Annotated in this window: 23 protein-coding genes; 16 read left to right on the top strand and 7 right to left on the bottom strand. The window is 70.4% G+C overall.

What is annotated here, in order from left to right:
• Positions 1 to 42 precede the first annotated feature (42 nt).
• Positions 43 to 1,677 carry a serine/threonine-protein kinase gene (locus tag ACIBLC_RS15965; protein ID WP_399211540.1) on the top strand — a complete coding sequence of 545 codons (1,635 nt, stop codon included), beginning with the start codon at positions 43 to 45 and terminating at the stop codon, positions 1,675 to 1,677.
• A 32-nt stretch (positions 1,678 to 1,709) separates the two neighbouring features.
• Here ACIBLC_RS15965 and ACIBLC_RS15960 read toward each other — a convergent pair whose 3' ends face one another.
• Positions 1,710 to 2,519: an SGNH/GDSL hydrolase family protein gene (locus tag ACIBLC_RS15960; RefSeq protein WP_399211539.1), complete on the bottom strand. Its 810-nt coding sequence runs from the start codon at positions 2,517 to 2,519 to the stop codon at positions 1,710 to 1,712.
• A gap of 310 nt (positions 2,520 to 2,829) precedes the next feature.
• Here ACIBLC_RS15960 and ACIBLC_RS15955 point away from each other — a divergent pair, with 310 nt between their 5' ends.
• From ACIBLC_RS15955 to ACIBLC_RS15925, 7 genes are all read left to right on the top strand, one after another.
• On the top strand, positions 2,830 to 4,038 hold the full coding sequence (locus tag ACIBLC_RS15955) for a S8 family peptidase (RefSeq protein ID WP_399211538.1): 1,209 nt from the start codon (positions 2,830 to 2,832) through the stop codon (positions 4,036 to 4,038).
• 186 nt (positions 4,039 to 4,224) lie between these two features.
• A complete protein-coding gene (locus ACIBLC_RS15950; RefSeq protein WP_399211537.1) occupies positions 4,225 to 4,653 on the top strand; it encodes a hypothetical protein in 429 nt (142 codons plus the stop codon).
• Position 4,654: 1 nt separating this feature from the next.
• Positions 4,655 to 5,749 carry a GNAT family N-acetyltransferase gene (locus ACIBLC_RS15945; RefSeq protein WP_399211536.1) on the top strand — a complete coding sequence of 365 codons (1,095 nt, stop codon included), beginning with the start codon at positions 4,655 to 4,657 and terminating at the stop codon, positions 5,747 to 5,749.
• Between the two features lie 371 nt (positions 5,750 to 6,120).
• Positions 6,121 to 6,939 carry a glycosyltransferase family 2 protein gene (locus tag ACIBLC_RS15940; protein ID WP_399211535.1) on the top strand — a complete coding sequence of 273 codons (819 nt, stop codon included), beginning with the start codon at positions 6,121 to 6,123 and terminating at the stop codon, positions 6,937 to 6,939.
• On the top strand, positions 6,936 to 7,952 hold the full coding sequence (locus ACIBLC_RS15935) for a glycosyltransferase (protein WP_399211534.1): 1,017 nt from the start codon (positions 6,936 to 6,938) through the stop codon (positions 7,950 to 7,952). Before ACIBLC_RS15940 ends, ACIBLC_RS15935 begins: the two co-directional genes overlap by 4 nt.
• Positions 7,949 to 8,746 (top strand): polysaccharide deacetylase family protein, encoded by a 798-nt coding sequence (locus ACIBLC_RS15930; protein ID WP_399211533.1) that lies wholly within the window; start codon positions 7,949 to 7,951, stop codon positions 8,744 to 8,746. The genes ACIBLC_RS15935 and ACIBLC_RS15930 overlap by 4 nt, the downstream gene beginning before the upstream one ends.
• Positions 8,739 to 12,692, top strand: coding sequence for a lipopolysaccharide biosynthesis protein (locus ACIBLC_RS15925; protein WP_399211532.1), 3,954 nt, complete (start codon positions 8,739 to 8,741; stop codon positions 12,690 to 12,692). The genes ACIBLC_RS15930 and ACIBLC_RS15925 overlap by 8 nt, the downstream gene beginning before the upstream one ends.
• 77 nt (positions 12,693 to 12,769) lie before the next feature.
• Here ACIBLC_RS15925 and ACIBLC_RS15920 read toward each other — a convergent pair whose 3' ends face one another.
• Positions 12,770 to 14,185, bottom strand: coding sequence for a xylan 1,4-beta-xylosidase (locus tag ACIBLC_RS15920; RefSeq protein WP_399211531.1), 1,416 nt, complete (start codon positions 14,183 to 14,185; stop codon positions 12,770 to 12,772).
• A 218-nt stretch (positions 14,186 to 14,403) separates the two neighbouring features.
• Between ACIBLC_RS15920 and ACIBLC_RS15915 the strand changes: the two genes are divergently transcribed.
• Entirely contained in the window at positions 14,404 to 15,498 is a 1,095-nt protein-coding gene (locus tag ACIBLC_RS15915; protein ID WP_399211529.1) for a DUF5925 domain-containing protein, read from the top strand.
• Between the two features lie 382 nt (positions 15,499 to 15,880).
• On the opposite strand, the gene ACIBLC_RS15910 is transcribed toward ACIBLC_RS15915, so the two are convergent.
• Positions 15,881 to 16,249, bottom strand: coding sequence for a GntR family transcriptional regulator (locus tag ACIBLC_RS15910; RefSeq protein WP_399211528.1), 369 nt, complete (start codon positions 16,247 to 16,249; stop codon positions 15,881 to 15,883).
• A 71-nt stretch (positions 16,250 to 16,320) separates the two neighbouring features.
• Here ACIBLC_RS15910 and ACIBLC_RS15905 point away from each other — a divergent pair, with 71 nt between their 5' ends.
• Positions 16,321 to 17,250 (top strand): GNAT family N-acetyltransferase, encoded by a 930-nt coding sequence (locus ACIBLC_RS15905; RefSeq protein ID WP_399211527.1) that lies wholly within the window; start codon positions 16,321 to 16,323, stop codon positions 17,248 to 17,250.
• A complete protein-coding gene (locus ACIBLC_RS15900) occupies positions 17,231 to 17,740 on the top strand; it encodes a DUF402 domain-containing protein (protein ID WP_399211526.1) in 510 nt (169 codons plus the stop codon). Before ACIBLC_RS15905 ends, ACIBLC_RS15900 begins: the two co-directional genes overlap by 20 nt.
• Here ACIBLC_RS15900 and ACIBLC_RS15895 read toward each other — a convergent pair.
• The gene (locus tag ACIBLC_RS15895) at positions 17,733 to 18,380 is read right to left on the bottom strand and encodes a class I SAM-dependent methyltransferase (protein ID WP_399211525.1); all 648 of its coding nucleotides are present in this window, start codon (positions 18,378 to 18,380) and stop codon (positions 17,733 to 17,735) included. The genes ACIBLC_RS15900 and ACIBLC_RS15895 overlap by 8 nt on opposite strands.
• 137 nt (positions 18,381 to 18,517) lie before the next feature.
• On the opposite strand from ACIBLC_RS15895, the gene ACIBLC_RS15890 reads away from it, so the two are divergent.
• Positions 18,518 to 18,652 carry a hypothetical protein gene (locus tag ACIBLC_RS15890; protein ID WP_362068809.1) on the top strand — a complete coding sequence of 45 codons (135 nt, stop codon included), beginning with the start codon at positions 18,518 to 18,520 and terminating at the stop codon, positions 18,650 to 18,652.
• A 231-nt stretch (positions 18,653 to 18,883) separates the two neighbouring features.
• Entirely contained in the window at positions 18,884 to 19,954 is a 1,071-nt protein-coding gene (locus ACIBLC_RS15885) for a lytic polysaccharide monooxygenase (RefSeq protein WP_399211524.1), read from the top strand.
• A gap of 58 nt (positions 19,955 to 20,012) precedes the next feature.
• On the opposite strand, the gene ACIBLC_RS15880 is transcribed toward ACIBLC_RS15885, so the two are convergent.
• Positions 20,013 to 20,873, bottom strand: coding sequence for an esterase/lipase family protein (locus ACIBLC_RS15880; RefSeq protein WP_399211522.1), 861 nt, complete (start codon positions 20,871 to 20,873; stop codon positions 20,013 to 20,015).
• A 991-nt stretch (positions 20,874 to 21,864) separates the two neighbouring features.
• A complete protein-coding gene (locus ACIBLC_RS15875; protein WP_399211521.1) occupies positions 21,865 to 22,095 on the bottom strand; it encodes a DUF6479 family protein in 231 nt (76 codons plus the stop codon).
• 212 nt (positions 22,096 to 22,307) lie between these two features.
• Here ACIBLC_RS15875 and ACIBLC_RS15870 point away from each other — a divergent pair, with 212 nt between their 5' ends.
• The 3 genes from ACIBLC_RS15870 (at position 22,308) to ACIBLC_RS15860 (ending at position 25,277) form a co-directional block, all read left to right on the top strand.
• Entirely contained in the window at positions 22,308 to 22,778 is a 471-nt protein-coding gene (locus tag ACIBLC_RS15870) for an MSMEG_6728 family protein (RefSeq protein ID WP_399211520.1), read from the top strand.
• 197 nt (positions 22,779 to 22,975) lie between these two features.
• Positions 22,976 to 23,479, top strand: a complete 504-nt coding sequence (locus ACIBLC_RS15865; RefSeq protein ID WP_399211519.1) for an SRPBCC family protein — start codon at positions 22,976 to 22,978, stop codon at positions 23,477 to 23,479.
• Positions 23,480 to 23,660: 181 nt separating this feature from the next.
• On the top strand, positions 23,661 to 25,277 hold the full coding sequence (locus ACIBLC_RS15860) for a phytoene desaturase family protein (RefSeq protein ID WP_399211518.1): 1,617 nt from the start codon (positions 23,661 to 23,663) through the stop codon (positions 25,275 to 25,277).
• A 63-nt stretch (positions 25,278 to 25,340) separates the two neighbouring features.
• Here ACIBLC_RS15860 and ACIBLC_RS15855 read toward each other — a convergent pair whose 3' ends face one another.
• On the bottom strand, positions 25,341 to 25,814 hold the full coding sequence (locus ACIBLC_RS15855) for a hemerythrin domain-containing protein (protein WP_399211517.1): 474 nt from the start codon (positions 25,812 to 25,814) through the stop codon (positions 25,341 to 25,343).
• Between the last annotated feature and the right edge of the window lie 184 nt (positions 25,815 to 25,998).

Raw genomic sequence — 25,998 nt, 5'->3', positions numbered from 1 at the left:
AAATCACGCCGATGCGCAGCGGATACGAATGGGGGGACACCCGTGTCCGAAGAGCAGGGCAGTGAACGTCTGATCGCGGGACGCTACCGGCTTCTGTCCCCCGTGGGTGAGGGCGGCATGGGCACGGTGTGGCGTGCCCGCGACGAGGTGCTCCAGCGCGAGGTCGCCGTGAAGGATGTCCGCGCACCGGGCGGGATCCCGGCGTACGACGCGGAGCGGATGTACGCGCGCCTCGAGCGCGAGGCGTGGGCGGCGGCCCGCATCACGAACCACAACGTGGTCACGGTGTACGACGTGGCCACCGACGACGGCCGCCCCTGGATCGTGATGGAGCTGATCCGCGGCATCGCCCTCTCCGACCTGCTGGACGCCGAGGGTCCGCTCCCGCCGCAGCGGGCCGCGCACATCGGCGTCGAGGTGCTCACCGCGCTGCGGGCCGCGCACGAGGCCGGGGTGCTGCACCGCGACGTGAAGCCGGGCAACGTCCTGATGTCGAACGACGGCCGGATCGTGCTGACGGACTTCGGGATCGCCACCGTCGAGGGCAGTTCCGCGCTGACCATGACCGGCGAGCTCATCGGCTCGCCCGAATTCCTGGCCCCGGAGCGGGCGTTGGGCCGAACGCCCGGACCCGAGTCGGACCTGTGGTCGCTCGGGGTACTGCTGTACGCGGTGGTCGAGGGCAACTCGCCGTTCCGCCAGAACACTCCGCTGAGCACCTTGCGGGCCATCGTCGACGAGCCGCTGCCGCCGTCGCACCGCGCGGGCCCGCTCGCCCCCGTCATCGAGGGCCTGCTGGCCAAGGACCCGGCCGAGCGGCTCAGCGCCGAACAGGCCGAGCACGACCTGCGGATCGTCGCGGCCGGCGGCACCCTGGCCGCCATGGGCTTCGGCCCGCCGCCCGTGGTCCCCGAGGCGCCGACGCTCGCGGCGTTCCCCCAGTCTCCCTCCGGACCAACACCGCCGATGCCGTACCGGCCGGCCGACGCCACCGTCGCCTCGACCGGCGGCACGGCGGAGCCCGACCGCAATCGCCGCGCCGCCGTCGTGCTGATAGCGGGGATGGTGGCACTCGCCCTGGCGCTGGGCGGGTTGACGTACGCCCTGCTGAACCGCGACAACGGCGGCAACGACGACAAGGCGAGCTCCGCCAGCAGCAGTGACACCAACAACGGCGCGGGCGGCGCGAGTTCGGACACGGGCGACGACGACAACGGAGACGACCAGGACGCCGGCGGCCAGAGCCCCTCCACCAGCGCGCCGCCCGAGGAGAGCCGCACGACCACGACCCCGCCCGCCCAGTCCGCGCGGGTGACGGTCGCCGGTGCGCACACCGAGTACTCCGGTGCCTGCCCGCCTCCTGACGCGCAGGCACCCACGTTCACGGCGACGTTCACGGTCGGGCGGGTGCCCGCGGAGGTCGAGTACCGCTGGGTGACGAAGACGGGGCAGGTGTCCGACCCGGGCTGGAAGACCCTGTCGTTCCCCGCGAGCGGCGACAGGACGCAGCAGGTGACGGTCGTCGTGACGACGTACGACGAGTCGGGGACCTACGAGAACGGGATCGGCGTGGAGATCCGCAGTCCCGTGCACACGAAGTCCGACTCGGTGCCGTTCTCGGTGACCTGCGTGACGGAGACCCCGACGGGCGGGGCCTCCGTTTCCGAATCTCCTTGAGCCCTGTCCGGCCGGACAGGGTCCGAATGAGGTCAGGCCACGCTGTTGAACACCGGCAGGTATCCGCCGGACTGGCCCGACGCGGTCGGGTGGTACGACTCACCGATGTTCAGCAGGTTCAGGCTGTGCAGCCAGGCGCTGCCCGAGCAGATCTCGTGACCGGTGAAGGTGCCCCTGACGTCGCCGAAGGTGAAGCCGTGGTTGGCGGCGCGCTTGGCGATCGCGTTGTCCAGGTAGTCGGCGGCACCGTTGATCGCGGCTCGCTCGGCCTCGGAAAGGCCGGTCAGGCAGCTGCCGTTGAGCTTGTAGAAGCGGGGGTACCCCAGGACGACCACCTGGGCGGACGGGGCCTTCGCGCTGATCGCCGAGTAGACGGTGTCGAGCTTGCCGGGGAGTGTCGAGTCGACGTACGCCTTCGCGGTGGCGATCCGCGCGAGGCAGGAGCTCTCGGACTGGAGCACACACGTCGTCATGACGTCGGCGAAGCCCGCGTCGTTGCCTCCGACGCTGACGGAGACAAGGCCGGTGGAGGAGTTGAGCGGGGTCAGCTGATTGGCGACGACGTCACCCGTACGAGCGCCTGAGCAAGCCGTGAAACTGAACGACGAGGGTGAATTGGCGGCCGCCCAGAGGTAGGGATACGCCTTCGTGCTGCGCTTGCAGTCGCCGCTGGAGCTGATGTAGCTGCCCGCGCCGACCCCGGAGGAGTAGGAGTCGCCCAGGGCCACATAGCCGGTGGCCGCAAGGGCTGGGGACGCCTGCGCCGTCGCTGCCCCGGTGAGGGCGGCGCCGACGGCGAGGAGGAGTGAGGTCACGTATGCCGTAATTCGGGAACGTCTCATGGAACCTCCGTCTAGCAGGATCTCTGCCTCAACTTTCGTACCAGCTACGCGTGTTGACAGGAAGTGTCCATGCCAAGACTTTCGGGCTCTTTCCGGGCCTCACCCTGTGTGTTCACTATGCGTTTGATTACGTGCTCATGACAGAGTCGTGACAAGGATCCAACTCCCTTGAGTCGACGGGGGAGATCGCCGAGTCTTTACCCGGGCCCCGAGTGGAACGCGACACTCCGGGCTGTGCGCCGATCACCGCGCACCCCCACACAGCGCGCGCCCCACCCAGGCGCCGCCGCCCGAGGAGGACTCCCTCGTAATGGCAGAACTGCGTAGCAAGAAGATCCGGATCGCCGCGATAACCTCCGTGGCGACCACCGCCCTTGTCGGCGGCATCACCGCGCTCCCCGCCCAGGCCGCCCCGGCCACGGGCACGGTGCTGGCCGCAGGCTCCCCCACAGCCGTCAAGGACAGCTACATCGTCACGCTGGAGAAGACGGCCGGCTTCAAGGCCTCGTCGAGCAAGGGCAAGGATCTGATCACCGAGTACGGCGGCACGGTGAAGAAGACGTTCGGCGCCGCGCTGAACGGCTACACGGCCACGCTCTCGGCTCAGGAGGCCGCGAGACTCGCCGCCGACCCGGCGGTCGCCACGGTCGAGCAGAACCAGACGGTGCACCTCACCGACACCACGCAGACCAGCGCCCCCTGGGGTCTGGACCGCATCGACCAGGCGGCGCTGCCGCTCTCCACCACGTACACCTACCCCGACACGGCGGGCACCGGCGTGACGGCGTACGTCATCGACACCGGCGTACGCATCACGCACACCCAGATCGCCGGGCGCGCCGCGAACGGCTATGACGCCGTCGAGGGCGACTCCGTGGCGCAGGACGGCAACGGCCACGGCACCCATGTGGCCACCACCATCGCGGGCTCGACCTACGGTGTCGCCAAGAAGGCGAAGATCGTGGCGGTCCGGGTGCTCGACAACGCAGGCTCCGGCACCACCGCGGGCGTCATCGCGGGCATCAACTGGGTCACCAGCAACCACAGCGGTCCCTCGGTCGCCAACCTGTCCCTCGGCGGCGGCGCCTCCACCACGCTGGACACGGCCGTGTCGAACTCCATCGCCAGCGGCGTGACCTACGCGATCGCGGCGGGCAACAGCAGCGCCAACGCCTCCTCGTACTCCCCCGCCCGGGTCGCCGCCGCGATCACGGTCGGTGCCACCACCAGCACGGACGCCAAGGCCAGCTACTCCAACTACGGCTCGGTCCTGGACATCTTCGCCCCCGGCTCCTCGATCATCGCCGGATACAACACCAGCGACACCGCCACCGCCACGCTCTCGGGAACGTCGATGGCCACGCCGCACGTCGCGGGCGCGGCCGCCATCTACCTCGCGAGCCACACCTCCGCCACTCCGGCGCAGGTCTCCACGGCCCTGGTGAACGGTGCCACGTCCAACGTGGTCACCAGCCCCGGCTCCGGCTCGCCGAACAAGCTCCTCAAGATCGTCCCGTAGTGCCGCAGCGAGTGTCCCAACTCGCCTGACCTGAACACCAGTTCCCCAGAAGCGGACGCGCTTCCGGGGAACTGGTGTTCACCTACAGAGGTGAGTCGTGCGAACGGCTTCCACATCTTGACGGCCCGCCGTACGCTGCGCGACATTGAAGCCCGGCATCCGGCGCTTCGGGGGGCAAAGTCGCCAATGCAGACCATACGACGCATCAAGACATCTTCATCGGGCACCACGGAGAGGGCGGGGCGGGATCCGGGGAGGGACCTGCTGCCGCTGCTCGGGGGCGCCGCGACAGTCGTCGCCGTAGTCGGCGCGGTGCTCGCACTCGCCGACGTGGACTCACCGCTGCGCGCTCCGTTCACCCTGTTCTTCCTGCTCGCCGCGCCGTCCACAGCCATCGCCGCCGCGTTGCGCGGCCTCGAACCCTTCGGCCGCCTGCTGGTGTCGGTCGCCGGAGCGGTCGCCGTCAACATGCTGGTGGCCCAGGGGATGCTGGCCCTGCACCAGTGGTCGACGCCCGGCGGGATCGTGGCCGTGACCGCGATCAGCACCCTCACGCTCCTGCTGGTACTGGTACGCCACCTGCGTGGCCGTACGGCCGGAAGGCGGGCTTCCTGACGTGGACATCAGCGTGTACCGCCCCGGCGAGCTGACCGCCGCCGACCGGGCGGCATGGACCGCCTTCCAGGCGAAGGCCCACCTGAACGGCTCGCCCGAGCTGGCGAATCCGTTCCTGTCCCCCGAGTTCGCGCTCGCGATGGGCCGCTGCCGGCGCGGCGTGCGGATCGCGGTCGTACGGGAGGACGGCGAGGGAGCGGCGTACTTCCCGTTCCAGCGCACCGGAACCGGCATCGGCCGGGCCGTCGGGCTCGGCGTCTCCGACTGCCAGGGGGTCGTGCACCGGCCCGGCTTCACCTGGGACGCCCGGGAACTGCTCCGGGCCTGCGGGCTCGCCGTGTGGGAGTTCGACCATCTGGTGGAGGGACAGCCCGCGTTCGAGGTGGGAGCCTCCGGCACCTTCCCCTCCCCGGTCATCGACGTCGACCAGGGCTACGAGACGTATCTGCGCCAACTGCGCGAGCGGTCACCGAAGTTCACCAAGTCGACGCTGGCCAAGGAGCGCAAGCTCGGCCGGGACACCGACGGGATGCGCTACGTCCACGACGAGCGGGACCCCGAGGCGCTGCGCACGCTGATGGGCTGGAAGTCGGCGCAGTACCGCAGGACGGGGCGCAGCGACCGTTTCGCGCACCCCTGGATCAGCCGGCTGGTGGAGCAGCTCTTCCACACCCGCTCCGAGCAGTTCGCGGGGGTCCTGTCGGTGTTGTACGCGGACGGCAGGCCGGTCGCCGGGCACTTCGGGCTGCGCTCCGAGCGGGTGCTGGCCTGCTGGTTCCCGGCGTACGATCCGGCGTTCTCGAAATACTCGCCCGGCCTGATCCTGCATTTGCGGATGGCCGAGGCGGCCGCCGCCGACGGAATCGCCTATCTGGATCTTGGGCGCGGCCAGAAGGAATACAAGGACTCCCTGAAGACGCGGGAACTCGCCGTTTCCGAAGGGTGGGTGACACGACGTCACCCGATCGCCATCGGACACCGGGCGCGCCGCGCCCCGGTCCGGGCACTGCGCAATGCGGTGCTGGCAAGGCCGGAACTGTTCGAACCGGCCGACAGGATACTCAAACGGATGGGCAAGATCCGTTCGAGGAGTTAGGTAACGGTCAAACCAACAAAAACGTGAGGCCACGTTCCAGGTCTTGCCATACGGTCTCATTCATCAATACCGTCGTACATCTCACCCGCATCGGGCCATCGACGCATATGCGATCCAGGGGAGGGCTCAGGATCGCGACGACGGCCCGGAGCGGGGCGCGGTAGGGGGGTGCCGTGCTCGGTGACCAGTTGTGCCGAGTCGTCCGCGCGACCGGCTTTCACATTTCCGAAAGCCGGCAGCTTTGCCAGCTCACCCGGCACGCACGGAGTTCCATATCGTCATGCCGTAAGTGAGAACCCCCCTTTCGAACCGGACAAAGAGCCGGACCGCCCAGGGGCGGGCGGTCCACCGGACGAGAGGGAAACAGACTCATGAGTTCAGTCCTGCGCCCAGCGGTTTCGGGCGATGATCCGACCATGGCCGGCAAGTACCGGCCCATCTCCTCTCACCTGGCGATAACGCCTCCGGTGAGCGTGGTGATTCCGGCCATGAATGAGGCCGAGAATCTTCCCTACGTCTTCAAGACACTTCCCGCCTGGATTCACGAAGTGGTTCTCGTCGACGGCAATTCCACCGACAACACCGTCGAAGTGGCCCGCGAACTCTGGCCGGACGTGAAGGTCGTCAAACAACTCGGCAAGGGCAAGGGCGATGCCCTGATCACCGGGTTCGAGGCGTGCACGGGCGACATCATCGTGATGGTCGACGCGGACGGCTCGGCCGACGGCAGCGAGATCGTGTCGTACGTCTCCGCGCTGGTGTCGGGGGCGGACTTCGCCAAGGGCTCGCGGTTCGCCAACGGCGGTGGCACGTCCGACATGACGCCGATCCGCAAGCTCGGCAACCATGTGCTGTGCGCCACCGTCAACGCCAAGTTCGGCGCCCGCTACACCGACCTCTGCTACGGGTACAACGCGTTCTGGCGGCACTGCCTGGACAAGATCGACCTCGACTGCACCGGCTTCGAGGTCGAGACCCTGATGAACATCCGGGTCGTCAAGGCGGGTCTCAAGGTCCAGGAGATCCCGAGCCACGAGTACCTCCGCATCCACGGGTCGAGCAATCTGCGGGCCGTGCGGGACGGGCTGCGGGTGCTCAAGGTGATCCTCAAGGAGCGCTCCAACCGGCGTGCGCTGCGCCGCACACCGCACGCCGCTCAGCTCAACTCGAGTCGGGGCGAGGTGTCTTGAGCGAGCAGTCCATCTCCGTGGTGGTCTGCGTCTACACCGAGGACCGCTGGGAGGACATCCTCGCGGCGGTCTCCTCGGTGCGGGCACAGTCCCTGCCCGCACGGGAGACACTCCTGGTGGTGGATCACAACACCACGCTCCTCGACCGCCTGACCCGCGAGTACGAGGAAGCCGACGACGTGCGGGTGCTCGCCAACGCGGGCCCCCGCGGCCTGTCCGCCGGCCGCAACACCGGGATCGCCGTCGCACACGGCGAGATCATCGCCTTCCTCGACGACGACGCCGTGGCCGAGCGGGACTGGCTGCGGCACTTCGCCGCGGGGTACGAGGATCCGCGTGTCATGGCCGTCGGCGGCCGTACGATGCCGATCTGGGCGTCGGGCCGCCGGCCCGCCTGGTTCCCCGAGGAGTTCGACTGGGTGGTGGGCTGCACATACAAGGGACTGCCCCCCGGCCGGGTGCGGGTCCGCAACGTCCTCGGCGGCAACGCCTCGTTCCGCCGCACCGCGTTCGACGCGGCGGGCGGCTTCGCGACGGGCATCGGCCGCGACGGCGACAAACGCCCGCTGGGCTGCGAGGAGACGGAACTGTGCATCCGCCTCACCCGCGCCAGACCGGACGCGATCCTGCTCATCGACGACCGCGCGGTCATCCATCACCGGGTGCCACCGGTGCGCGAGCACTTCGCGTACTTCCGCACCCGGACCTACGCCGAGGGCCTCTCCAAAGCCCTCGTCGCCCGAAGTGTCGGCGCGGGCAAGGGGCTTGAGTCGGAGCGCCGCTACACCAGCCGGGTGCTGCCCGCCGGTGTCGCCCGCGGGCTGCGCGACGCGGTGCTGGCCCGCCCGGGCGGCGCCGGCCGCGCGGTCGCCATCGTCACCGGAGTGCTGACGGCCGCGGGCGGGTACGCACTCGGGAGCATCCGGGCGCGCAGGGGCGGCGCCACCTTCTCCGTCGTGGAGATTGAGGGGGTCCCGTCCCCGACGACCGACGACAAGGAGGCCGCGGCATGAACGGACCCGTGCCGATCCTCATGTACCACTCGATCGCGCGCGAGCCGAACGACGCGACGCGCGAGCTGTCCGTCACCCCCGACGCCTTCGCCGAGCAGATGGACCTGCTCGACGAACGAGGGTTCACGCCGGTCGACACCGCCCGGCTGGGAGCGGGTTGGCGGGACGGCGGGCCGCTGCCTGAGCGGCCCGTCCTGGTCACCTTCGACGACGGCTACGAGGGCGTGCACCGGCACGGACTGCCCGTGCTCGCCAAGCACGGCTTCGCGGCCACGCTGTTCGTGTCGACGGGATGGCTCAGGGGCGCGTACGACACCGGGGGCGGCCTCGACACCATGCTGGACTGGGACCAGGTGCGCCAACTCGCCGCCGGGCAGGTGGAGATCGGGGGGCACAGCCACACCCACCCGCAGATGGACCAGCTCGCCGAGGAGTCGCTCCGGTTCGAGGTGACGCGCTGCCGGGAGATCGTCGCCGACGAACTGGGCGCCCGTCCCGTGTCGTTCGCGTACCCGTACGGCTACTCCAGCCCGCGGGTGCGCCGTGCGGTGCGCGAGGCGGGCTTCGACCAGGCGCTCGCCGTCGGCAACGCGCTGGCGCGCCGCGGACAGGGACCGTACGCCCTGCGGCGCGTCACCGTGCGCCGCAGCACCGGTATCGAGGAGTTCGGGCAGCTGGTCGAAGGCCGAGCGATCGCCCTCAACTTCGCCAGGGACCGCGCCCTCACCAAGGGGTACGCCATGGTCCGGAGAGCACGACAGGTCCGCCGGAAGGCCATCCGTTCCCGTGTCTGACACGACGACCACAACGCAGGCCTCGTCGCCCACGACCGAGGCGCCCGCACAGCGCACGGGCCGCCGTCTCCGTCTGCCCGGCCGGGGCAACGGCGGGAGCGGGGGGAACCAGCTGTTCCGCAACGCCTACGCCCTGATGCTCAACACCGGTATCTCCGCGGTGCTCGGGCTCGGCTACTGGCTGGTCGCCGCCCGCTACTACTCCGAGACGGCGGTCGGCCAGGGTTCCGCGGCCATCGCCGCGATGAAGCTCCTCGCGGGCCTCACGGCGGTGACACTGACGGGCGCGTTGGCCCGCTTCATCCCGGTCGCCGGACGCGCCACCGGACGCCTCATCATCCGTACGTACGCGGGCAGTTCGGTCGTCGTGGCGCTGGCCGCCGTCGTCTTCCTGCTCACCCTGAGCGTGTGGGGCCCCTCGTACCGGTTCCTGCACGGACCGGTGGCCGGCGTGGGCTTCGTCCTCGCCGTGGTCGCCTGGTCGCTGCTGACGCTCCAGGACGGGGTGCTGACCGGCCTGCGCAGCGCGCTGTGGGTGCCGGTGGGCAACACGGTGTTCTCCGCGGTGAAGCTGGTGCTGCTGGTCGCCATGGCCGCCGCGGTCCCCGCGACCGGTGTCTTCGTGTCGTGGGTCGCGGCGATCGCCGTGTCCACGGTGCCGCTGGGCTGGCTGGTCTTCCGGCGACTGGTCCCCCGCCAGGTGAAGGCGACCAAGGAGGACGCGGAGCCGCCCTCGGTGAGGGAGATCGCGCGCTTCCTCGCGGGCGACTACACCGGCTCGCTGTTCTCGCTCGCCGTGGTCTACCTCGTCCCGGTCATCGTGGCCTCGCAGGTCAGCTCCGCCGACAACGCGTACTTCTACATCACCGCGACGATAGGCGGCACGGTCAACCTGCTCGCCATCAACATGGGCGCCTCACTGACAGTCGAGGGTTCGCACGCACCGGCGCGCCTCGCGGCGAACACCCGGGCCGCGCTCAAGCGGATGGTGCGGATCATGCTGCCGGTGGGCGCGCTGCTGTTCCTCGGCGCGCCGTTCATCCTGCGCGTCTTCGGCCAGGGCTACGCGGACGCGGCGACGCCGCTGCTGCGCTGGTTCGCCGTGGGCGGACTGCTGCGGGTCGTCATGGAGACGTACTTCGCGGTGCTGCGCGCGCAGAGCCGTACGGCCGGACTCGCCTGGTTGCAGGGCCTGTTGTGCACTCTGGTGCTCGGCCTGACGGTGTTCCTCCTGCCCCGTATGGGCCTGACCGGCGCGGGCATCGCCGAGGTCGCCAGCCTCGCCGTGATCGTGGCGATCGCCGCGCCCCGGCTCTACAGGATCCTGCGGGCCGCGCCCGCCGAGGTACCCGCGGGCGCGGCCCCGGACGGGGATCTCGCCGACCTGGGGGCGCGCGAGGTCCCCACGCCGAAGCGCGGGCCCGCGTGGGCGCTGGACTCCGACACCCTCGCCCTCGGTGTCCGCGTCGACTTCGATCACCTGGAGCGTCGGCCGGATGTGCGGCCGGGACCGGGGACGCCGCCCACGGGGACGCCCAGGGTCCGGCCGGACCACCGCCCGACGTGGGCCCTGGGCAGGCCGTCGCTCGGACTGCCCGTCGAGGCACGCGAGCCCGGTTCGGAGGCCTCGCTCGGCCCGGCCGAAGCTCCGGAGGTGGACGCCCCGTTCGAGACGAAGGAGGAGGCGGAGGAGGCGGAAGGTGCCCGCTTCGAGACCGACGAGGGAGAGGACTCCCGCTTCGAGACCGAGAGGGCGGAAGGCGCTCCTTCGGAGACTCTGGGCGGTTCACCCGGCGGTTCATCCGGCGATTCATCCGACGGTGCAATCGGCGACCGGGCCGGCGACCTGGCCGGGTGGGTGCGGCCGGCCACGGTGGACCCGCGGCCGGCGGACGACCCGACCCCGCCCCTTTCCCCGCGCGAACGGCTAACGCATCCGTCCAAACCGGGTGTGCTCCTCGGCCTCCTCCTGATCTCCGCCCTGCTCCTCTACTGGGCGCCCGTGCTCAGCCTCGACGACAGCGCCCTCGACCGGATGGGCGGGCTCGGCCTCATCTCGGTGCTGCCCCTGCCGACCCTCGTCGGCGCCGCTCTGCTGGTCACCGTGTTCGCCTCACTGCTCTGGATGGCCCGGGAGCACAAGGCGCTCCTCCTGGTGACCCTGCTCGCGACGGTGGTCTCCCTGCACGCGCTTCCGGCGGTGATCGAGACCGAGCCACGGTTCGCGACGGCCTGGCAGCACCTCGGGTTCCTGGACTACATCGACCGCACCGGATCCGCCGTACCCGACCTGGATGCCCGCTGGAGCTGGCCCGGCTTCTTCGCGGCGGCCGCGTTCCTCGCGAAGGCCTGCGGGGTCACCGACCTCACCGAGGTGATCCGCTGGTGGCCGCTCACCATCCAACTCCTCTACCTGGCACCGATGTTCCTGCTCGTACGCTCGATGCGGGCGAGCTGGCGCGCCAAGTGGACCGGCATCTGGATCTTCGTACTCAGCGGCTGGGTCGGCCAGGACTACTTCTCCCCGCAGGGCTTCACCTATCTGCTCTATCTCACCTTCGTGGCGATCATGCTCGTCTGGTTCCGGGCGCCGCGCGTGCTGTGGACGAAGAGGCGGCCGGGCGAGGCGGAGGTCGAGCCGACGGACCGCCGCCAACAGGCCGTACTGCTCCTGGTGTTGATCGGCCTGTTCGCGGTGACCGTCCCCGCACACCAGCTCACGCCGTTCGTGATGCTGGGTGTTCTGGCGGCCCTCGTCCTCGTCGGCCGCTCCGAACTGCGGGGCCTGCCCATCCTGTTCGCCGTACTGGTCGCCGCCTGGGTCGGCTTCATGGCCGAGCCGTACTGGTCGGGCCACTTCGACGACCTGTTCGGCGGGATCGGCGGCGTGGGCGGCAATGTGTCCTCGTCGGTCTCAGGCCGTATCGAGGGCGGCAGTTCGACCCACAAGCTCGTCCTCTACGCGCGGGTGCTGCTCGCCGGCGGTGTGATGACCTTCGCCTGCTACGGCTGGTGGCGCCGACGCGAGAACAAATACCGCGAGCGCTCGCTGCTCGTCCTCACCTTCGTGCCGTTCCTGGGCTTCGGTATGCAGTCGTACGGCGGCGAAATGGCCCTGCGTGTCTTCATGTTCGCCCTCCCGGGCGCGGCTCTGCTCGCCGCCCTCGGCCTCTTCCCGCGCACCGGCGTGACCGCGAAGGAACGCGACCGGGACCGCGTGAGCCTCGCGCCGATCGCGGCCCTCATGGCGGGCCTGATCCTCATGGGCGGCTTCCTGGTGGCCCGTTGGGGCAACGAGTCCTTCGAGCGGATCAGGCCGGGCGAGGTCGCCGCCATGAACTACGTGTACGCGCACGACGATCCGACCGCACGCCTGCTGTGGATGAGCAACGACACGGTCGAGAACGTGACGCCCTCGATGCCCTGGGGCGCGCGGGACATGGAGAAGGTGGAGTACCTTCCCACGCTGGCGCCCGTGGACCCGGTCCTGGTGTCGAGCCTGGTCAAGGCCCTCAGGGACGCGGGCCCCAACTCGTACCTGATGATCAACCGGAGCCAGGTGGTCTACCTCCAGCTGGACGTGGGCTACTCGCCGACCTGGGAGTCCCGGCTCATCGGGAACCTCGACCGACGGCAGGAGCTGAGGAAGGTCTTCGTCAACGACGACGCGACGGTTTACGCCCTGCGCGAGCAGCCCGCGGGCGAGATCCCGAAGGCCGATCCGGGGCCGATCGGGCCCCAGGTGACGTGGACACCGTGGTCGGTGGTGGGCGGCCTCGCGGCCGTCGCGCTCATCCTGATGCTGACCGCGCGAGAGGTCGTACGGGTGGCCGTGCGGCCCGGAGTGCGGCAACTCCGCTGGCTGCAGAGCAGCTTCTGGTTCGCGCTGCCCCTGCTGGCGGTACTGCTGGCCTCGCTGGTGCAGCGGTTCCTGACGATGAAGTGACGATGAAGCAGGTCCATGACGGCGCGGTGGTACGAGGGTGAAACAGCCCCACGGCACGAGATACGGGGTGAAGTGGCTCAGCGCTCCAGCCACTTCACCCCGTACGCGCCCAACTCGACCCGCTTCCCGTCGATTTTCGCGCTGATCGACCGGTCCAGCGTGTTGACCACGAGGGCCGTCGTGCCGGTGGCGAGAACGCGCACCCGGGGCATGTCGGCGACGGCGACGGACACCGTCTCGTACGTCGTCCCCGGCGGGAACTCGTCACCGAACCGGGACAGGAGGCCGAACATCGGCATCGCCTCGCCCCCGTCACCACGGTCGGTCGGCGTCCACAGACAGCCGGCGCAGTCGGGGCCCTTCTCCCGCTCCGGGTTCCAGTAGAAGCCGGAGGTGGCGCCGCCGCGGGCCATCGCGATCAGACCCGCGGCCTGCACGGCGACGCGGCGGGTCTCGGACCAGCCCTTGCGCTCGTCGTTGCCGTCGGCCGGTTCGACGTAGTACTCGGCCCACCACAGGGGCAGGTCACCCGTCCGTTCGCGCACCCACTCGCCGACGGCCGTGAACTTGTCGGTGGCCGCGAACTCGTCGGGCAGCAGGTCGTCGTCCTTGGTGTAGCTGGAGCCGTCCACGACGACGAAGTCCGCGCCCGCCTTGTTCCTGTTCCAGTAGTCGAAGGCGTCGAGGACGCGCTGGTCCATGGTGCCCCAGGTGCCCTTCACCGTCGGCGAGGCGTCGTGCGTCTGGCGCGGGTCGAGACTGTCCATGACGAGATACGGACCGCCGACCATGATGTCCTCGTCGACCTTCTTCAACGCCTTGTAGACCAGGTTGTAGAGCTCGGTGTAGCCCTCGTAGTCCCAGCGGGCCTTCTCGTCGTTCCAGAAACCCTTGAACTCGTTCCAGACGATGAAGTGGCGTACGTCCGGATAGCGCTTGGCGACGGTCACGGCGAGCGCGGCGAAGTCGTCGTAGTGGGCGCGGTCCGGGGCGGTCTCCAGGGCGGCCTGGCTCCAGTCGGTGTCGCCGGAGTCGCCGCCCTTCATCCAGTCCGGTGAGCAGCACAGGGTGACGACCGGAGTGCCGCCCGACTCCCGCGTGAAATCGATGCGGCGGTCCATCTCGACGAAGTCGTAACGCCCCCTGGCCGGCTCGGGATTGCCGGCCCCCCAGCCCATGATGTGCTGGATCTGCGGCAACGGCTGCTCCGCGAGCCGCCCCCGCACGCGCTCGGTGGCCGCGGTGGCGCCCTCGTCGGCGCTGAACTGGGTGTGCGTGAAGCCCCAGCCGACCTCCGGCTCCGCCGCCTTCGCCGGAACGGCCGGTGTGCCGTGCACCTTGTCGCCGTCGCGGGTCGTGCCCGCGGTGCCCGCGCCGTCCCCGGGCAGGGTGTGGAGCAGCGTCACCAGCAGGGCGAGCGCGGCCGCTCCCACGCCGAGCACCGCGGTGAGCTGCCACCGCCGTGCCCCCGAATTCCACCCATGACGTCCCATCAAGGGCAACAGTAACGGCGCGGATCGGCGGTGTGACAGGTTCCGGATGACCGCGTCCCTGTCTCGCCCTCCGGCCGTCCTCCGCCGGCCGGGACACCGTCGGGCGTGCGGCGGCTGTTCGGACACCCGGCCGAATGCCGGTTGAGCTCGTGCGGGACACCCGGACCAGGCAGCGGAAATGCCGTGCACAGGTTCCCTCGGTGACGGATCATGGCGGCATGTCTGCCAACCCGCACGACGCACTGCCGATCCGGCTCAACGTCGATGACAGCGACTCACCGTCGGACGTCATCGACGCGCTGTTCCTCGGCCGCTTCGCGACGGGCGAGCAGCCTCACTCGCACGCGGTGAACATCGACCGCGTACGGTCCGGGGCGACGCTGCTCCCGCAGGGCGCGCGCGTGCTGCGCTCCGCCCGCGACGACGACCGCAGCGCGACGCTCGCCGAGGGCGACGGCTGGACCCTGCTCGTCTCGCGCTGGAACCGCGGCGCCGATGTCACGGTCACCGCGACCAGCAGCGAGCTGGCGGAGAAGGTCCTCGACCAGGCCACGGACGGTGCGGCCGACGAGCCCGAACCCCAGCCGGAGAACGTGACGATGGGGTTCTGGTACGTGTCGCCGCGGCGCGGCCCGCACCGCACCACCCGGCAGATCTCGGCCGGCACCTGGGAAGAGGTGCGGTCGAACTACACCACGCCGGTGGCGGACGCGATGGACGGCCTGATGAAGACGACGCCGGAGGACATCGCGGGCCGGCTGCTGCTGCTCCACGGGCCGCCCGGAACGGGCAAGACCTCCGCCCTGCGCACCCTCGCGCGCTCCTGGCGCGACTGGTGCCAGGTGGACTGCGTCCTCGATCCCGAGCGGCTCTTCTCCGACGTGGGCTATCTGATGGACATCGCGATCGGCGAGGAGGACGGCACGGGCAAGGGCCGCTGGCGGCTGCTCCTGCTGGAGGACTGCGACGAGCTGATCCGCGGCGAGGCCAAGCACACGGCGGGGCAGGCTCTCTCGCGCCTGCTCAATCTCACCGACGGCCTGCTCGGCCAGGGCCGCAACGTCCTCGTCGGCGTCACCACCAACGAGGACCTCGAGCGCCTCCACCCCGCCGTCGTCCGCCCCGGCCGATGCCTCGCCCGCATCGAGGTCGGCCCCCTCACCCGCCGCGAGGCCACGAACTGGCTCGGCACGGAAAAAGGCATCTCCCGCGAGGGCGCCACCCTCGCAGAGCTGTACGCCCTCCGCCGAGGCACATCCCCGACCCAGGTACCGGACCCTCGGGAGGGAGCGGACGCGGGGTTGTATCTGTAGGGGCGGGCGGGGCCGCGGGGGCTGGACCCGGGTTCGGCAGCGGGAGCCCGCGGCGGCTACCGGGACTGGCCGCGCGCGGGCTTCGGAAGGCGGGGCCGGCTGACAGCACGCGAGGGCTACGGCGGCGAGCGGGGCGTCCGGGGGACGGGTTAGGCAGCGGGCACGGCTGCGGCGACGACCTCGACGCGACAGCGATCCGCCACAACAGCTGCCATCGGCGGTGCCGGACTCGGCTCGGCTCGGCTCGGCTGCCCAGGCTGACCCCGGCAAGGCCCACGGGGCCCGCCAGGGACCCACCGGCCCCGGCGAGGGACCACCGAACTCGGCAGGGGTTGGCCGGCGGCACCCCGGCCAACCCACAGCGCCCCGGCATACAGCGCGCCTATCCCCCGTACGCCGCCCGCAGGGCATCCCGTACCGCGTCCGCCGCCGCGGACTCCGTGAGCCCGAGGCGGCGTACGCGCTCGGCGTAGGCCTGGGCGGCGGTCGCGGCCTCGCGGTCCGCGGCGGAACCGGCGGCGGCGACGAGCGTTCCGTTGCGGCCCCGGGTCTCGATCACCCCGTCCACTTCCAGGGCCCGGTACGCCTTGGCGACCGTGTTGGGCGCGAGGCCCAGCGAGTCGGCCAGCCCCCGCACGGTGGGCAGCCGGTAGCCGACCGGCAGCGCCCCCGACCGGGCCTGCTCGGAGATCTGGGCGCGCACCTGCTCGTAGGGCGCGGCCCCCTCATCGATGTGGATCTTCAGCGTCACGGGGTGATTGTCCCGCACCCGACGGAAAATGAGAGGCACCCGAACACGGCCCACGCGTAGCGTGAGCCGTCATGACAGTGATCGTTCGCGACGTCCGCCCCCACGACCGGCGGGACGCCGAGGGCTTCGCCCGAGTCCGCACCCTCGCCCTCCCCTTCATGCTCCACACCCCCGAATCCGTCGGGTACGACGTCACGCACGCGAACCCCGAGGCCCACTACCGCCCCCTCCTCGCCGAACGGGACGGCGAGTTGATCGGCACGGCCCAGGTCGGCATCGTGCACGACAGCCCGGACCCGGGCCAGGGCTACCTCAACGTGTACGTCGCCCCGGACCGCCTCCGCCAGGGCGCGGGTTCGCTCCTGGTGCGCGCCGCCGAGGAGCACCTGACGGCCCTCGGCGCCACGAAGCTCTTCGCATGGGTCCTGGACTCCCCCGGCAACCGCGCGTTCGCCGAGAAGTACGGCTACCGCGCGAGCCGCTCCGCGCACTTCCTCCGCCTGGACCTGGCGGCCGGCGCCCTGCCACCCCGTCAGCCCCTCCCCCCGGACGTCGAACTCCGCACCGGCGCCGACTACGCCACCGACCCGCGCCCCCTGTTCGACCTCGACGCGGAGACCATGGCGGACGAACCCAGCGACGTCGCGCAGGAGTTCACCGACTTCGAGGCCTGGCTCCGGGAGACCTGGAACCACCCGCTCTTCAGCGCGGAGCTGACCTCGGTCGCGGTCGTCGACGGCCGCCCCGCCGCGTTCAGCCTGGCCCGCACGAACGGCGGCACCAGTTACAGCACGATGATGACGGGCACCGCCCGCGCCCACCGCGGCCGCGGTCTCGCCAAGCTCGCCAAGACCGACTCCCTGCACCGCGCCCGCGCCGCCGGCTTCACAGAGGCGTTCACGGGCAACGACTCGGGCAACGGACCGATGATCGCGATCAACAGGTGGCTGGGTTACGAGATCTGCGCCACGGAGGTGCGTCATGTCCGCGAACTCGCCTGAACCCGACGCCCGGTTCGCCGCGCTGGAGATCGTCCTTGTCAAGGCGGGCCGTACGAAGATCCGTTACCCCGCCGAGCTGCTCGCCGACGACGGCAACCGCGTCACCGTACGCGCCCCGTGGGCCGGCGAGGGCGTCCGCGACTTCGGCTTCGTACGGTTCGAGCCGGGCGATGTCTTCACCGAGTACTACTGGCGGGACCGCTGGTACGCGGTGAAGGAGGTCCGTGACGCCGAGGGCGCGCTGAAGGGCTGGTACTGCGACATCACCCGCCCGGCCGCGGTCTCCGCCACCGAACTCGTCGTCGAGGATCTCGACCTGGACCTGTGGCTCTCCGGCGACGGCACGGCCGTACTCCGCCTGGACGAGGACGAGTTCGCGGCGAGCGGCCTGGCGACGACGGATCCGGCGGCCGCGGCCGCCGCCGAGAACGCCCTGGACGAACTCGAACTCCTAGCCCACAGGGGTGACTTCGAGGGCCTGCTCACCTAGCGGACCCGCTCGCCCGGACGTCCGCGGCCACCACCGCGTACCGCTCGTCCGTCACCTCCCGCCCCCACAACCGCGGGTCGTCGGACAACCGCTCGACCCGGATGTCCGCCACGAGGGGCTCCAGGAGGGCGGTGAGCCGGTCGGCGGATATGCCGACCGGGCTCACCGTCCCCCACACCCCCTCGACCAGGACCAGCCGTCCTCCGGGGCGCAGCAGCCCGCACCAGTGCCGCAGTACGCGCCCGGGGTCGGGCAGCGCCCACAGCACATGACGGCCGAGCAGCGCGTCGAACCGCTGCTCGCCGACGGGCGGTACCGCCGCGTCACCGAGGAGGAACACCGCGTCACGCCCGGCGAGTTTGGCGCGGGCGAGGCCGATCATGCCCGGCGATAGGTCGATTCCGGTGACGTGGTGCCCCCCTTCGGACGCGAGGAGTGACAGGCTGCCGGTGCCACAGCCCAGGTCGAGGACGTCGCATGTCCGCTCCGGCAGCCAGGCCCGCAACCGGGCTGACCAGGCCTCTCGCACGACGGGGTCGCGCAGCCCGTGGTCCGGCTCCTCGTCGAAACCGGCGGACTCGGCGTCCCAGTCGACATTGGCCGTCGGAATCACGGGATTCATGTCGTTGTTACTCACCATGCGCCTCAGGGTGACACCCACCACTGACAGTCGAATCGTGACCGGCACCACAGACAGATCAGGATCGATGAGGAACTCTCCCCGAAACGGTCTACCTCGGTACCACAAAGGGAACGGGTAGACGCAAGGAGGCCGCCATGCGCCGCGTAACCGTGCAGAAGCCCTTGAGGAAGTCGGACTCCCGCCGTGTGCGGGACGAAGCCGACGAGCGCCCGGCCGAGCGTCCGGAGGTCCGGAAGGACATCCACCGCACGTGGTGGCCGGACGGGTGAGCGGCCCACGCCCAGCGGCTACGGAGCGAACGCCGTCCGGCGACGCCCGCCCCGCTGTCAGGGCGCGAACACCACCTACCTGATCGCAGCCTCAGCGCTCCCTTAACGCGGCCATAAGGATCTCCGCCTCCCGCCTCCAGCAGGCGATTCGACGGTTTCTTCGGGCTAGTTTGCTGATCGCCCCCCACGGGATCAGCTCACGCATCCGGGACCGTTCCGAGGAGTTCCCCCATGACCGCCGCCCCGTCCACCCACCGCAGAGCCGCCGCGATCGCCGTCATCGGTGTCGCTCCGCTCGCCCTGACCGCGCTCGCCGCCGTACCGGCCGCCGCGCACGGCACGATGGGAGATCCGGTCAGCCGGGTCTCCCAGTGCTATGCGGAGAGTCCGGAGAGCCCAAAGTCGGCCGCCTGCAAAGCAGTTGTCGCGGCGGGCGGCACGCAGGCGCTCTACGACTGGAACGGCATACGCATCGGTGACGCCAACGGGCAGCACCAGGCGCTGATTCCGGACGGCAAGCTGTGCAGCGCGAACAGCGACGAGTTCAAGGGCCTGGACCTGGCCCGCACCGACTGGCCGTCCACGAGTGTGAGCAGCGGTTCGTACACGTTCAAATACCGGGTGACCGCGCCGCACAAGGGCACCTTCAAGGTCTATGTCACCAAGGCCGGTTACGACCCGTCCCAGCCGCTGGCCTGGGACGACCTGGATCTGCAAAACCCGGTTGCCACGGCCACCGACCCGACCGCGTCGGGCGGCTTCTACACGTTCTCCGGCACCCTCCCACAGCGCTCCGGCAAGCAGTTGCTGTATGCGATCTGGCAGCGCTCGGACAGCCCGGAGGCCTTCTACTCCTGCTCGGACGTCACCTACGGCGGCAGCACCGGCGGCGGCACCACCACTGACAGCGGGACCACCGGCAGCACTGGCGCCGGCAGCGGTACGACGAGCAGTTCCTCCCCGGCCGCCGCGCCAACCGCCTCCGCACCCTCCGAGGAGCAGATCGAGGCCGGTGCCGACAAGTCGACCGTCGAGCACCACGGCCACGGCGACAACGACGCCAGTACGTCCGCGGAACCCACCGCGGCCACCACGGAACCGGAGTCCGAGCAGTCGGAACCCGCCACGACGGCCAACCAGGCCCAGGCTGCCGGCGCCTCGGAGAACCTCGCCGAGACGGGCGGCGACAGCAGCACGTCGTACGTCGCGGTCGGCGGCGCCGCCGCCCTGGCCCTCGGCGCGGCGGCCCTGTTCGCATCGGTCCGCCGCCGCGCGGTGACCGGCGGACGCCACGGCCGCTGAGCGTGACGACTCCGGGGTCCGTCCGGCGGCTCAGGCCGGACGGACCCCGGCCGCGTGCTCAGCCGATCACGGACGCGCAGGTGGTAGCGGTGGCGTGCGCCGGGTCGAGCGCGTTCGCCACCTCGTGGAAGGCGATGCGGTCGAGCAGACCGATCGCCACGTGCTCGGAGAGGTCGAGGGCGCACAGGTTCTGCAGAAGGACGTTGTTGACGTCGGGACCGGTGAGGAACTGTGAGCGGTACGGCGTGACCACCTCGTCGTACCTGGTGGCGATGACCGTGTAGTGGACGCCCGGGACGGTGTCGCCGCCGGCGTTGAGCTTGGTCAGGAAGGCGGATCCGGCGACCTGGTCGGCGAGTGCCGGGGTCGCCGTGGAGATCAGGTCCTCCGCGCCGGGGAAGTACGGCAGCAGGTTGGCGAGGCCGCTGAGGGTGGTGCCGTGGTTGTCGGGCGCGATGCCGACGAGGGCGTTCACCTTGGCGGCTCCGCCGAGGAACTTGAGGTAGTAGCGGGGCATCATGCCGCCCTGCGAGTGGCCCACGAGGTCGGCCTTGGCGGAGCCGGTCGCGGCGAGCACCTTGTCGACGAAGGCCTGGAGCTGTCCGGCCGACTTGTCGATCGGGCCGAGGCCGTGGATGAGCGGGACGCCGGGCAGTTGCCCGTAGTCGAGGGAGTAGACGCAGTAGCCCCGGTTCACCAAATAGGGCGCCAGGGTGAGCCAGTTGTCCACGGAGTTGGCGAAGGTGCCGTGTACGAGGACGACGGGGCGGGGGTGTGCGGTGGAGGGCTTGCAGTCGTAGTTGTTCCAGCCTCCCGCACTCGGCGCGGCGGCCTCGGCGGTGGCGGCGGGGACGATGACGGCCGTGGCGGTGAGCAGGACTGCGGCCAGCGGTCTGAGCAGGCGCTTCCAGGGCAGCATCGAGTGATCTCCTTGCGGCTCAAGGGAGTTACGACGGTGTACGCCCTGTGATCCGGATCACGAGGATGCTGTTCACTCGTCAAGTTACGGGCGAGTAGTCCAAGTGTGAAGTTACGCGTCGGTAAAGACTTAAGTGGCAGCCGAGAACTGTGATACTGCCACTGACGAATCGTCACCAGACAGGCTCGATAGGACCGTAGGGCGCATCGCACCCCAATCGGTCGCGCAACGCGCGAACTTCACCCTCGCCGAGCAGTTCGGTTCACGGCCGGGCGGAGGCCCACCCGATGAGATCGACGACCGCGTCGGCCGCGATACGTAGAGGGATCTTCTCCGCCCGGGTCGGCGGGCTCCCTGAGGCCACTCGAAGACTGCTCCCGCTCGCGCCGTCCTGAACGCCTCGGGCGATCTGCCCATCCTTGAGCGGGCCATGGACGACCCCGAAGTCCTGGCGGGGCCGCCCTCCGCCTGGCGGCTCGGACTCGTACGGGTCGATTCCCTCACGAGCCACCTGGGCTTCCGGCACCCGCTCACCCGTTCCACGGTGATGAAGCTGTCGGCCAGCGCCGAGCGCAACTGGGGTCACCTGACGCCCGCCGGGGAACTCCCGGCGGGATCCGAACGCCGGCCCGCCACCTCACCAACGCGGCCGTGGCTCCCAACGACACAGGTGGCCGCCCGTCCGCACGACGTGGCCTACCGCACTCCGCGACGCCGTCACCACGCCGCTCGACGCCTCCGAGCTGAGAAGCACGAAGGCGGCCAAGGGACGCAGTCCGGCCGAGGCGGCGCGCCTGGGCGCCGACATCACCTATGGCCTGGGTCTGACGAACGTCACCTCGCGGGCGAGCGCCGCGACGCTCTGAGCGGCGCGGCGCCGTGATCCCGTCGGACGTAGTTGCACGACTCCACGCGGATCACGGCGACCGGGCTCGGGAGGCAGGTATGACTGCAGAGTGCTATGAGTGCGGAGTGCGGCAAGGGCGACCGGTCAACGACGCGTCTGGCCGTCGCCGCTCTCGTCGGGTGTCGTCCAGGAGTCCTGCCGCGGCGCCGCCTGCGGGCTCTGGCCTGCGGGGTGGGCGTTCGGAGTCTTGCGGTTCGCCGCGCGACGGGTGCCGTACCAGAACGCGCCGATCAGGAGAGCGACGACTACGAAGCCGGCAGCGATCAGGAAGAGCGAGGCCGAGCCTTGGGCCGCGAGCATCTGGGAAGCGATCATGTTGGCCGAGTACCCCGCTGTCGCGTTCCTACCGGAAACGAGCAAATCAGTCGGTAAGCGAACGTGATCGGCTCGGGATCATCGACCGACAAGTGACCTACGGGCCGCCCGCACACCGCTGGAACAGCGCGGGCCGGCCCCCGACGCCGGTTGAGCTGTGGGCGACCGGACGAGCAAACATGGGAAGGGGCCGGTCGCGGTAGGCATCCTGTATGCAGACCTTCCTCCCGTATTCCGACTTCACCCGATCCGCCGAGGTCCTGGACCAGGCACGACTGGGCAAGCAGCGGGTCGAGTCCCTCCAGGTGCTGCGCGGTCTGACCGTGCCCGGCTACGGCTGGCGGCACCATCCCGCGGTTCGGATGTGGATCGGCTACGAAGAGGCCCTGGTCCGCTACGGCCTGGACGTGTGCGCCGTATGGGTATCGGAAGGACGTGCCGACACCTGCGCCACCACGCTCGCCACCGACTTCACCCGGTACCGTCCGGGCGTCGTCGTACGTCTCCAGGACCAGCTCGCCGAGGACGGCGAGCTGCCGCCCTGGCTGGGAGATCCCGCCTTCCACCGCAGCCATCAGTCGGCACTGGTGCGCAAGGCACCGGAGATCTACTCCCCGGTCTTCCCTGACATCGCCGACGACCTGCCCTATCTGTGGCCGACGTCCGACCGGACTCCCACGTAGGCGAGCAAGAGGACAGTTGTCGGCCCTGTTCACCCCTCGTCCGGTGGCACCCGGGCGCCGTGAGCCCCCGCCCCTCTCAAGGTGTCGCATCAGCCGCGGGGCACCGGCATGGCACATGTCCCCGCGCGGGAGTGCGTACTGCGGCCTAGCGTGGGAACGCGCAACAGGGCTCAGCTCTTCGAACGGCGGAGGAACCCATGGCCGTACGGCACCAGTTGATCAAGAAGCCCCCAGAGGCCGTCTGGAAAGTCCTGTCCGATGCCGAACAGTACGGGGACTGGGTTGTCGGTACCTCACGGTCCGAGCCGGAGGAGGGGCGATGGCCCGAGCTCGGGGCGGCCCTGCGCTACGAGATCAAAATCGGCCCGTTCACCCTGCACAACCGGACCGTCGTGCGCCGCAGCGAACCCACCGCCGTCCTTGAACTGGAGGCGGACAGCGGCCCGCTGGGAACCGCGAGGATCGCGATGGAGCTGCGGCCCTGGGGCGAGCACACACTGATCATCCTCGACGAGCATCCCCTGCGCGGGGCGGGTGGCGCCCTGCACAACGGCCTCGTGGAGGCAGTGATACAGGTGCGGCACCGCACGATGCTGGGCCGTCTCGCACGGCTGTGCGAGGACGACGAAAACCCTGCTCGCGCCAGTGACGAAAGCACCGCTCGCACCACTCCGGCGCGACCCCGGCCGCACGCGGTCTGAAGCCCGTCCCGGCGATCCCCGTCGTGTCGTACGGCACGCACGCGTGCGGCATCGGCCGGGAGCCCGGGCAGCTCCTCCTACGTGGCCGGGCATTGCCGACCGGGATACCGAACGGCACAGGGGACCGGAGCGGCAGCCGCGCTCCTCGGCGGGGCACCAGTCACCAAGTCGGGAGTCAGTCATGCCGGACGCTGTAGTGATCGGGGCGGGTCCCAACGGGCTGGTCGCGGCGAATCTCCTGGCTGACGCGGGCTGGAGCGTGGAAGTCCTGGAGGCCCAGGACGAGCCCGGAGGAGCGGTCCGGCACGACCACGGGGTCGACCCCGCGTTCGCCAGCGACCTCTTCAGCGCCTTCTACCCCCTCGCCGCCGCCTCCCCCGTGCTGGCTCGCCTGCGTCTGGAGCGTGAGGGGCTCGCCTGGAGCCACGCCCCGAAGGTACTCGCCCATCCCCTGCTGGACGGTCGCTGCGCCGTCCTCAGCCGTGACCCGGAGGAGACGGCCGCGAGTCTGGAGGCCTTCGCGCCTGGCGACGGAGCCGCGTGGATGGAACTGCGGGAGGTCTGGGAGACGCTGCGGCCGGGCATTCTCGACGCCCTGTTCACCCCGTTCCCGCCGGTCCGCGCCGGGGCCCGGCTGGCGCTGAGGCTACGTGCGGCGGGGGGACTGCGGCTGGCGAGGACGATGATGCTGCCGGTGCGGCGTCTCGGCGAGGAGGAGTTCCGCGGCGAGGGCGGCAGACTCCTGCTCGCGGGCAACGCCCTGCACGCGGACCTCGCACCGGAAGCGGCGGGCAGCGGCGGCTTCGGATGGCTCATGTCCATGCTCGGCCAGACCTACGGCTTCCCCGTACCCACCGGCGGAGCCGGAGCGCTCACCGGCGCCCTCGTCCGCCGTCTGGAGGGGCGCGGCGGCACCGTTCGCTGCGGGGAAGAGGTCACCGAGGTCGTCGTCCGTGGTGGCCGGGCCGTCGGCGTCCGCACCGCGGGAGGCGAGGCGGTCCCGGCCCGCAAGGCGGTCTTGGCCGATGTGTCCGCGCCCGCGCTCTACGGCTCCCTGGTGGCAGAACGGCACCTCCCCGGGCGACTGCTCGCCGACCTGAGGCGTTTCCAGTGGGACTTCGCCACGTTCAAGGTCGACTGGGCCCTGAACGGCCCGGTGCCCTGGACCTCCCCGGAGGCCGCGCGGGCGGGAACCGTCCACCTCGCGGAGGGCGTGGACGGCCTCACCCGCTTCGCCGCGCAGATCGCCATGGGCCGCATCCCCGACGAACCGTTCGCTCTCTTCGGCCAGATGACCACCACCGACCCCAGCCGCTCGCCCCGGGGCACCGAGTCCGCATGGGCCTACACCCACGTTCCGCACCACGTGCGGGGCGACGCCGGGGACGACGGGTTGACCGGCTCCTGGAGCGCCCGGGAACAGGAGGTGATGGCGGATCGTGTCGAGGCACAGATCGAGCGCTACGCTCCCGGATTCCGCGGTCTCATCAGGGCCCGGCGCATCCTCGCCCCGCCCACCCTGGAGAGCATGGACGCCAACCTCCACGGAGGCGCCATCAACGGCGGCACCACGGCCCTGCACCAGCAGTTGGTCTTCCGCCCCACCCCTGGCACCGCCCGCCCGGAGGCAGCCGTCCCCGGGCTCTACCTCGCCTCCGCCTCCGCGCACCCGGGCGGGGGAGTCCATGGTGCCCCCGGTGCCAACGCCGCGCGGGCCGCCCTGCGCAGGCACCGCACCGGCGCCCTGTCCCACCTCCAGGACCGGCTGACCCACCGCGACCGCAAGGGGCAGCACTGAAAGTCCGTATCGCGGCCACCGCTGTCCGCGGCCCTGCCGCGTCAACGGTCTGAGCCGGCCCGATTACTGGTCGGCGCTGGGCACGGCCAGGGGGTCACCCGGAGCCTTTTTCTTCGCCTCGGTCATCTGCTCGCCGAGTTCGGTGAGGCGGTTGCGGCCCATCGCCTTGCGGACGTCGGGGAACCACTCCTTCTCCTCTTCCTCGACGTGGTGACGCACGTTCTCGATCAGGACGGCCATCTTGGCGTCGAACCGCTCATCGGCCGGGTCGAGTCCTTTGATCTCGGAAAGCATCCACAGCACCACATGGTGCTCCTCGACGCTTTCCAGGACGTGGTCCTTGGTGTCCGGTGCGGCTTCCCGAGCGGCCGGGTAGAAGATCTTCTCCTCGATCCAGGTGTGGGTGGTGAGTTCCTCGATCACCTGATCGGCGATCTTCCGCTTTTCGGCGTGGGCTTTCTCGCCGGCCTTCTCGAACCGCTTGAACAGCTTCTCCACCGTCTTGTGGTCTTCCTTGAGCAGCACGATCCCGTCCACCAGGTTCTCCTTCGAGTACGTCAGGAGGTGGACGGCCGCCCACCCTCACGCCGTGTACCCGACGGAGTGACGGGGACACCGCGCAACACGGGCCTGTGACCCGGACGGGCGCCTCCCTGCTCCAAGCGCGCGAGCCACGCTCGAGTGCCGCTGAGCCCGTGAAATTGATCCAGCGGGTGAACCT

Source organism: Streptomyces sp. NPDC050535 (genome assembly GCF_044457665.1).
Classification (GTDB): domain Bacteria; phylum Actinomycetota; class Actinomycetes; order Streptomycetales; family Streptomycetaceae; genus Streptomyces.
The sequence above is the reverse complement of the archived record's forward strand: the minus strand, read 5'-3'. Positions and strand labels throughout refer to the sequence as shown.

What these genes read in the sequence shown, in the direction of transcription:
- ACIBLC_RS15960 (WP_399211539.1), bottom strand. Translation starts at nt 2,519, where the DNA reads ATGAGACGTTCCCGAATTACGGCATACGTGACCTCACTCCTCCTCGCC.
- ACIBLC_RS15955 (WP_399211538.1), top strand. Translation starts at nt 2,830, where the DNA reads ATGGCAGAACTGCGTAGCAAGAAGATCCGGATCGCCGCGATAACCTCC.
- ACIBLC_RS15950 (WP_399211537.1), top strand. Translation starts at nt 4,225, where the DNA reads ATGCAGACCATACGACGCATCAAGACATCTTCATCGGGCACCACGGAG.
- ACIBLC_RS15940 (WP_399211535.1), top strand. Translation starts at nt 6,121, where the DNA reads ATGAGTTCAGTCCTGCGCCCAGCGGTTTCGGGCGATGATCCGACCATG.
- ACIBLC_RS15930 (WP_399211533.1), top strand. Translation starts at nt 7,949, where the DNA reads ATGAACGGACCCGTGCCGATCCTCATGTACCACTCGATCGCGCGCGAG.
- ACIBLC_RS15920 (WP_399211531.1), bottom strand. Translation starts at nt 14,185, where the DNA reads ATGGGACGTCATGGGTGGAATTCGGGGGCACGGCGGTGGCAGCTCACC.
- ACIBLC_RS15915 (WP_399211529.1), top strand. Translation starts at nt 14,404, where the DNA reads ATGTCTGCCAACCCGCACGACGCACTGCCGATCCGGCTCAACGTCGAT.
- ACIBLC_RS15905 (WP_399211527.1), top strand. Translation starts at nt 16,321, where the DNA reads ATGACAGTGATCGTTCGCGACGTCCGCCCCCACGACCGGCGGGACGCC.
- ACIBLC_RS15900 (WP_399211526.1), top strand. Translation starts at nt 17,231, where the DNA reads ATGTCCGCGAACTCGCCTGAACCCGACGCCCGGTTCGCCGCGCTGGAG.
- ACIBLC_RS15895 (WP_399211525.1), bottom strand. Translation starts at nt 18,380, where the DNA reads ATGGTGAGTAACAACGACATGAATCCCGTGATTCCGACGGCCAATGTC.
- ACIBLC_RS15890 (WP_362068809.1), top strand. Translation starts at nt 18,518, where the DNA reads ATGCGCCGCGTAACCGTGCAGAAGCCCTTGAGGAAGTCGGACTCCCGC.
- ACIBLC_RS15885 (WP_399211524.1), top strand. Translation starts at nt 18,884, where the DNA reads ATGACCGCCGCCCCGTCCACCCACCGCAGAGCCGCCGCGATCGCCGTC.
- ACIBLC_RS15880 (WP_399211522.1), bottom strand. Translation starts at nt 20,873, where the DNA reads ATGCTGCCCTGGAAGCGCCTGCTCAGACCGCTGGCCGCAGTCCTGCTC.
- ACIBLC_RS15875 (WP_399211521.1), bottom strand. Translation starts at nt 22,095, where the DNA reads ATGATCGCTTCCCAGATGCTCGCGGCCCAAGGCTCGGCCTCGCTCTTC.
- ACIBLC_RS15870 (WP_399211520.1), top strand. Translation starts at nt 22,308, where the DNA reads ATGCAGACCTTCCTCCCGTATTCCGACTTCACCCGATCCGCCGAGGTC.
- ACIBLC_RS15865 (WP_399211519.1), top strand. Translation starts at nt 22,976, where the DNA reads ATGGCCGTACGGCACCAGTTGATCAAGAAGCCCCCAGAGGCCGTCTGG.
- ACIBLC_RS15860 (WP_399211518.1), top strand. Translation starts at nt 23,661, where the DNA reads ATGCCGGACGCTGTAGTGATCGGGGCGGGTCCCAACGGGCTGGTCGCG.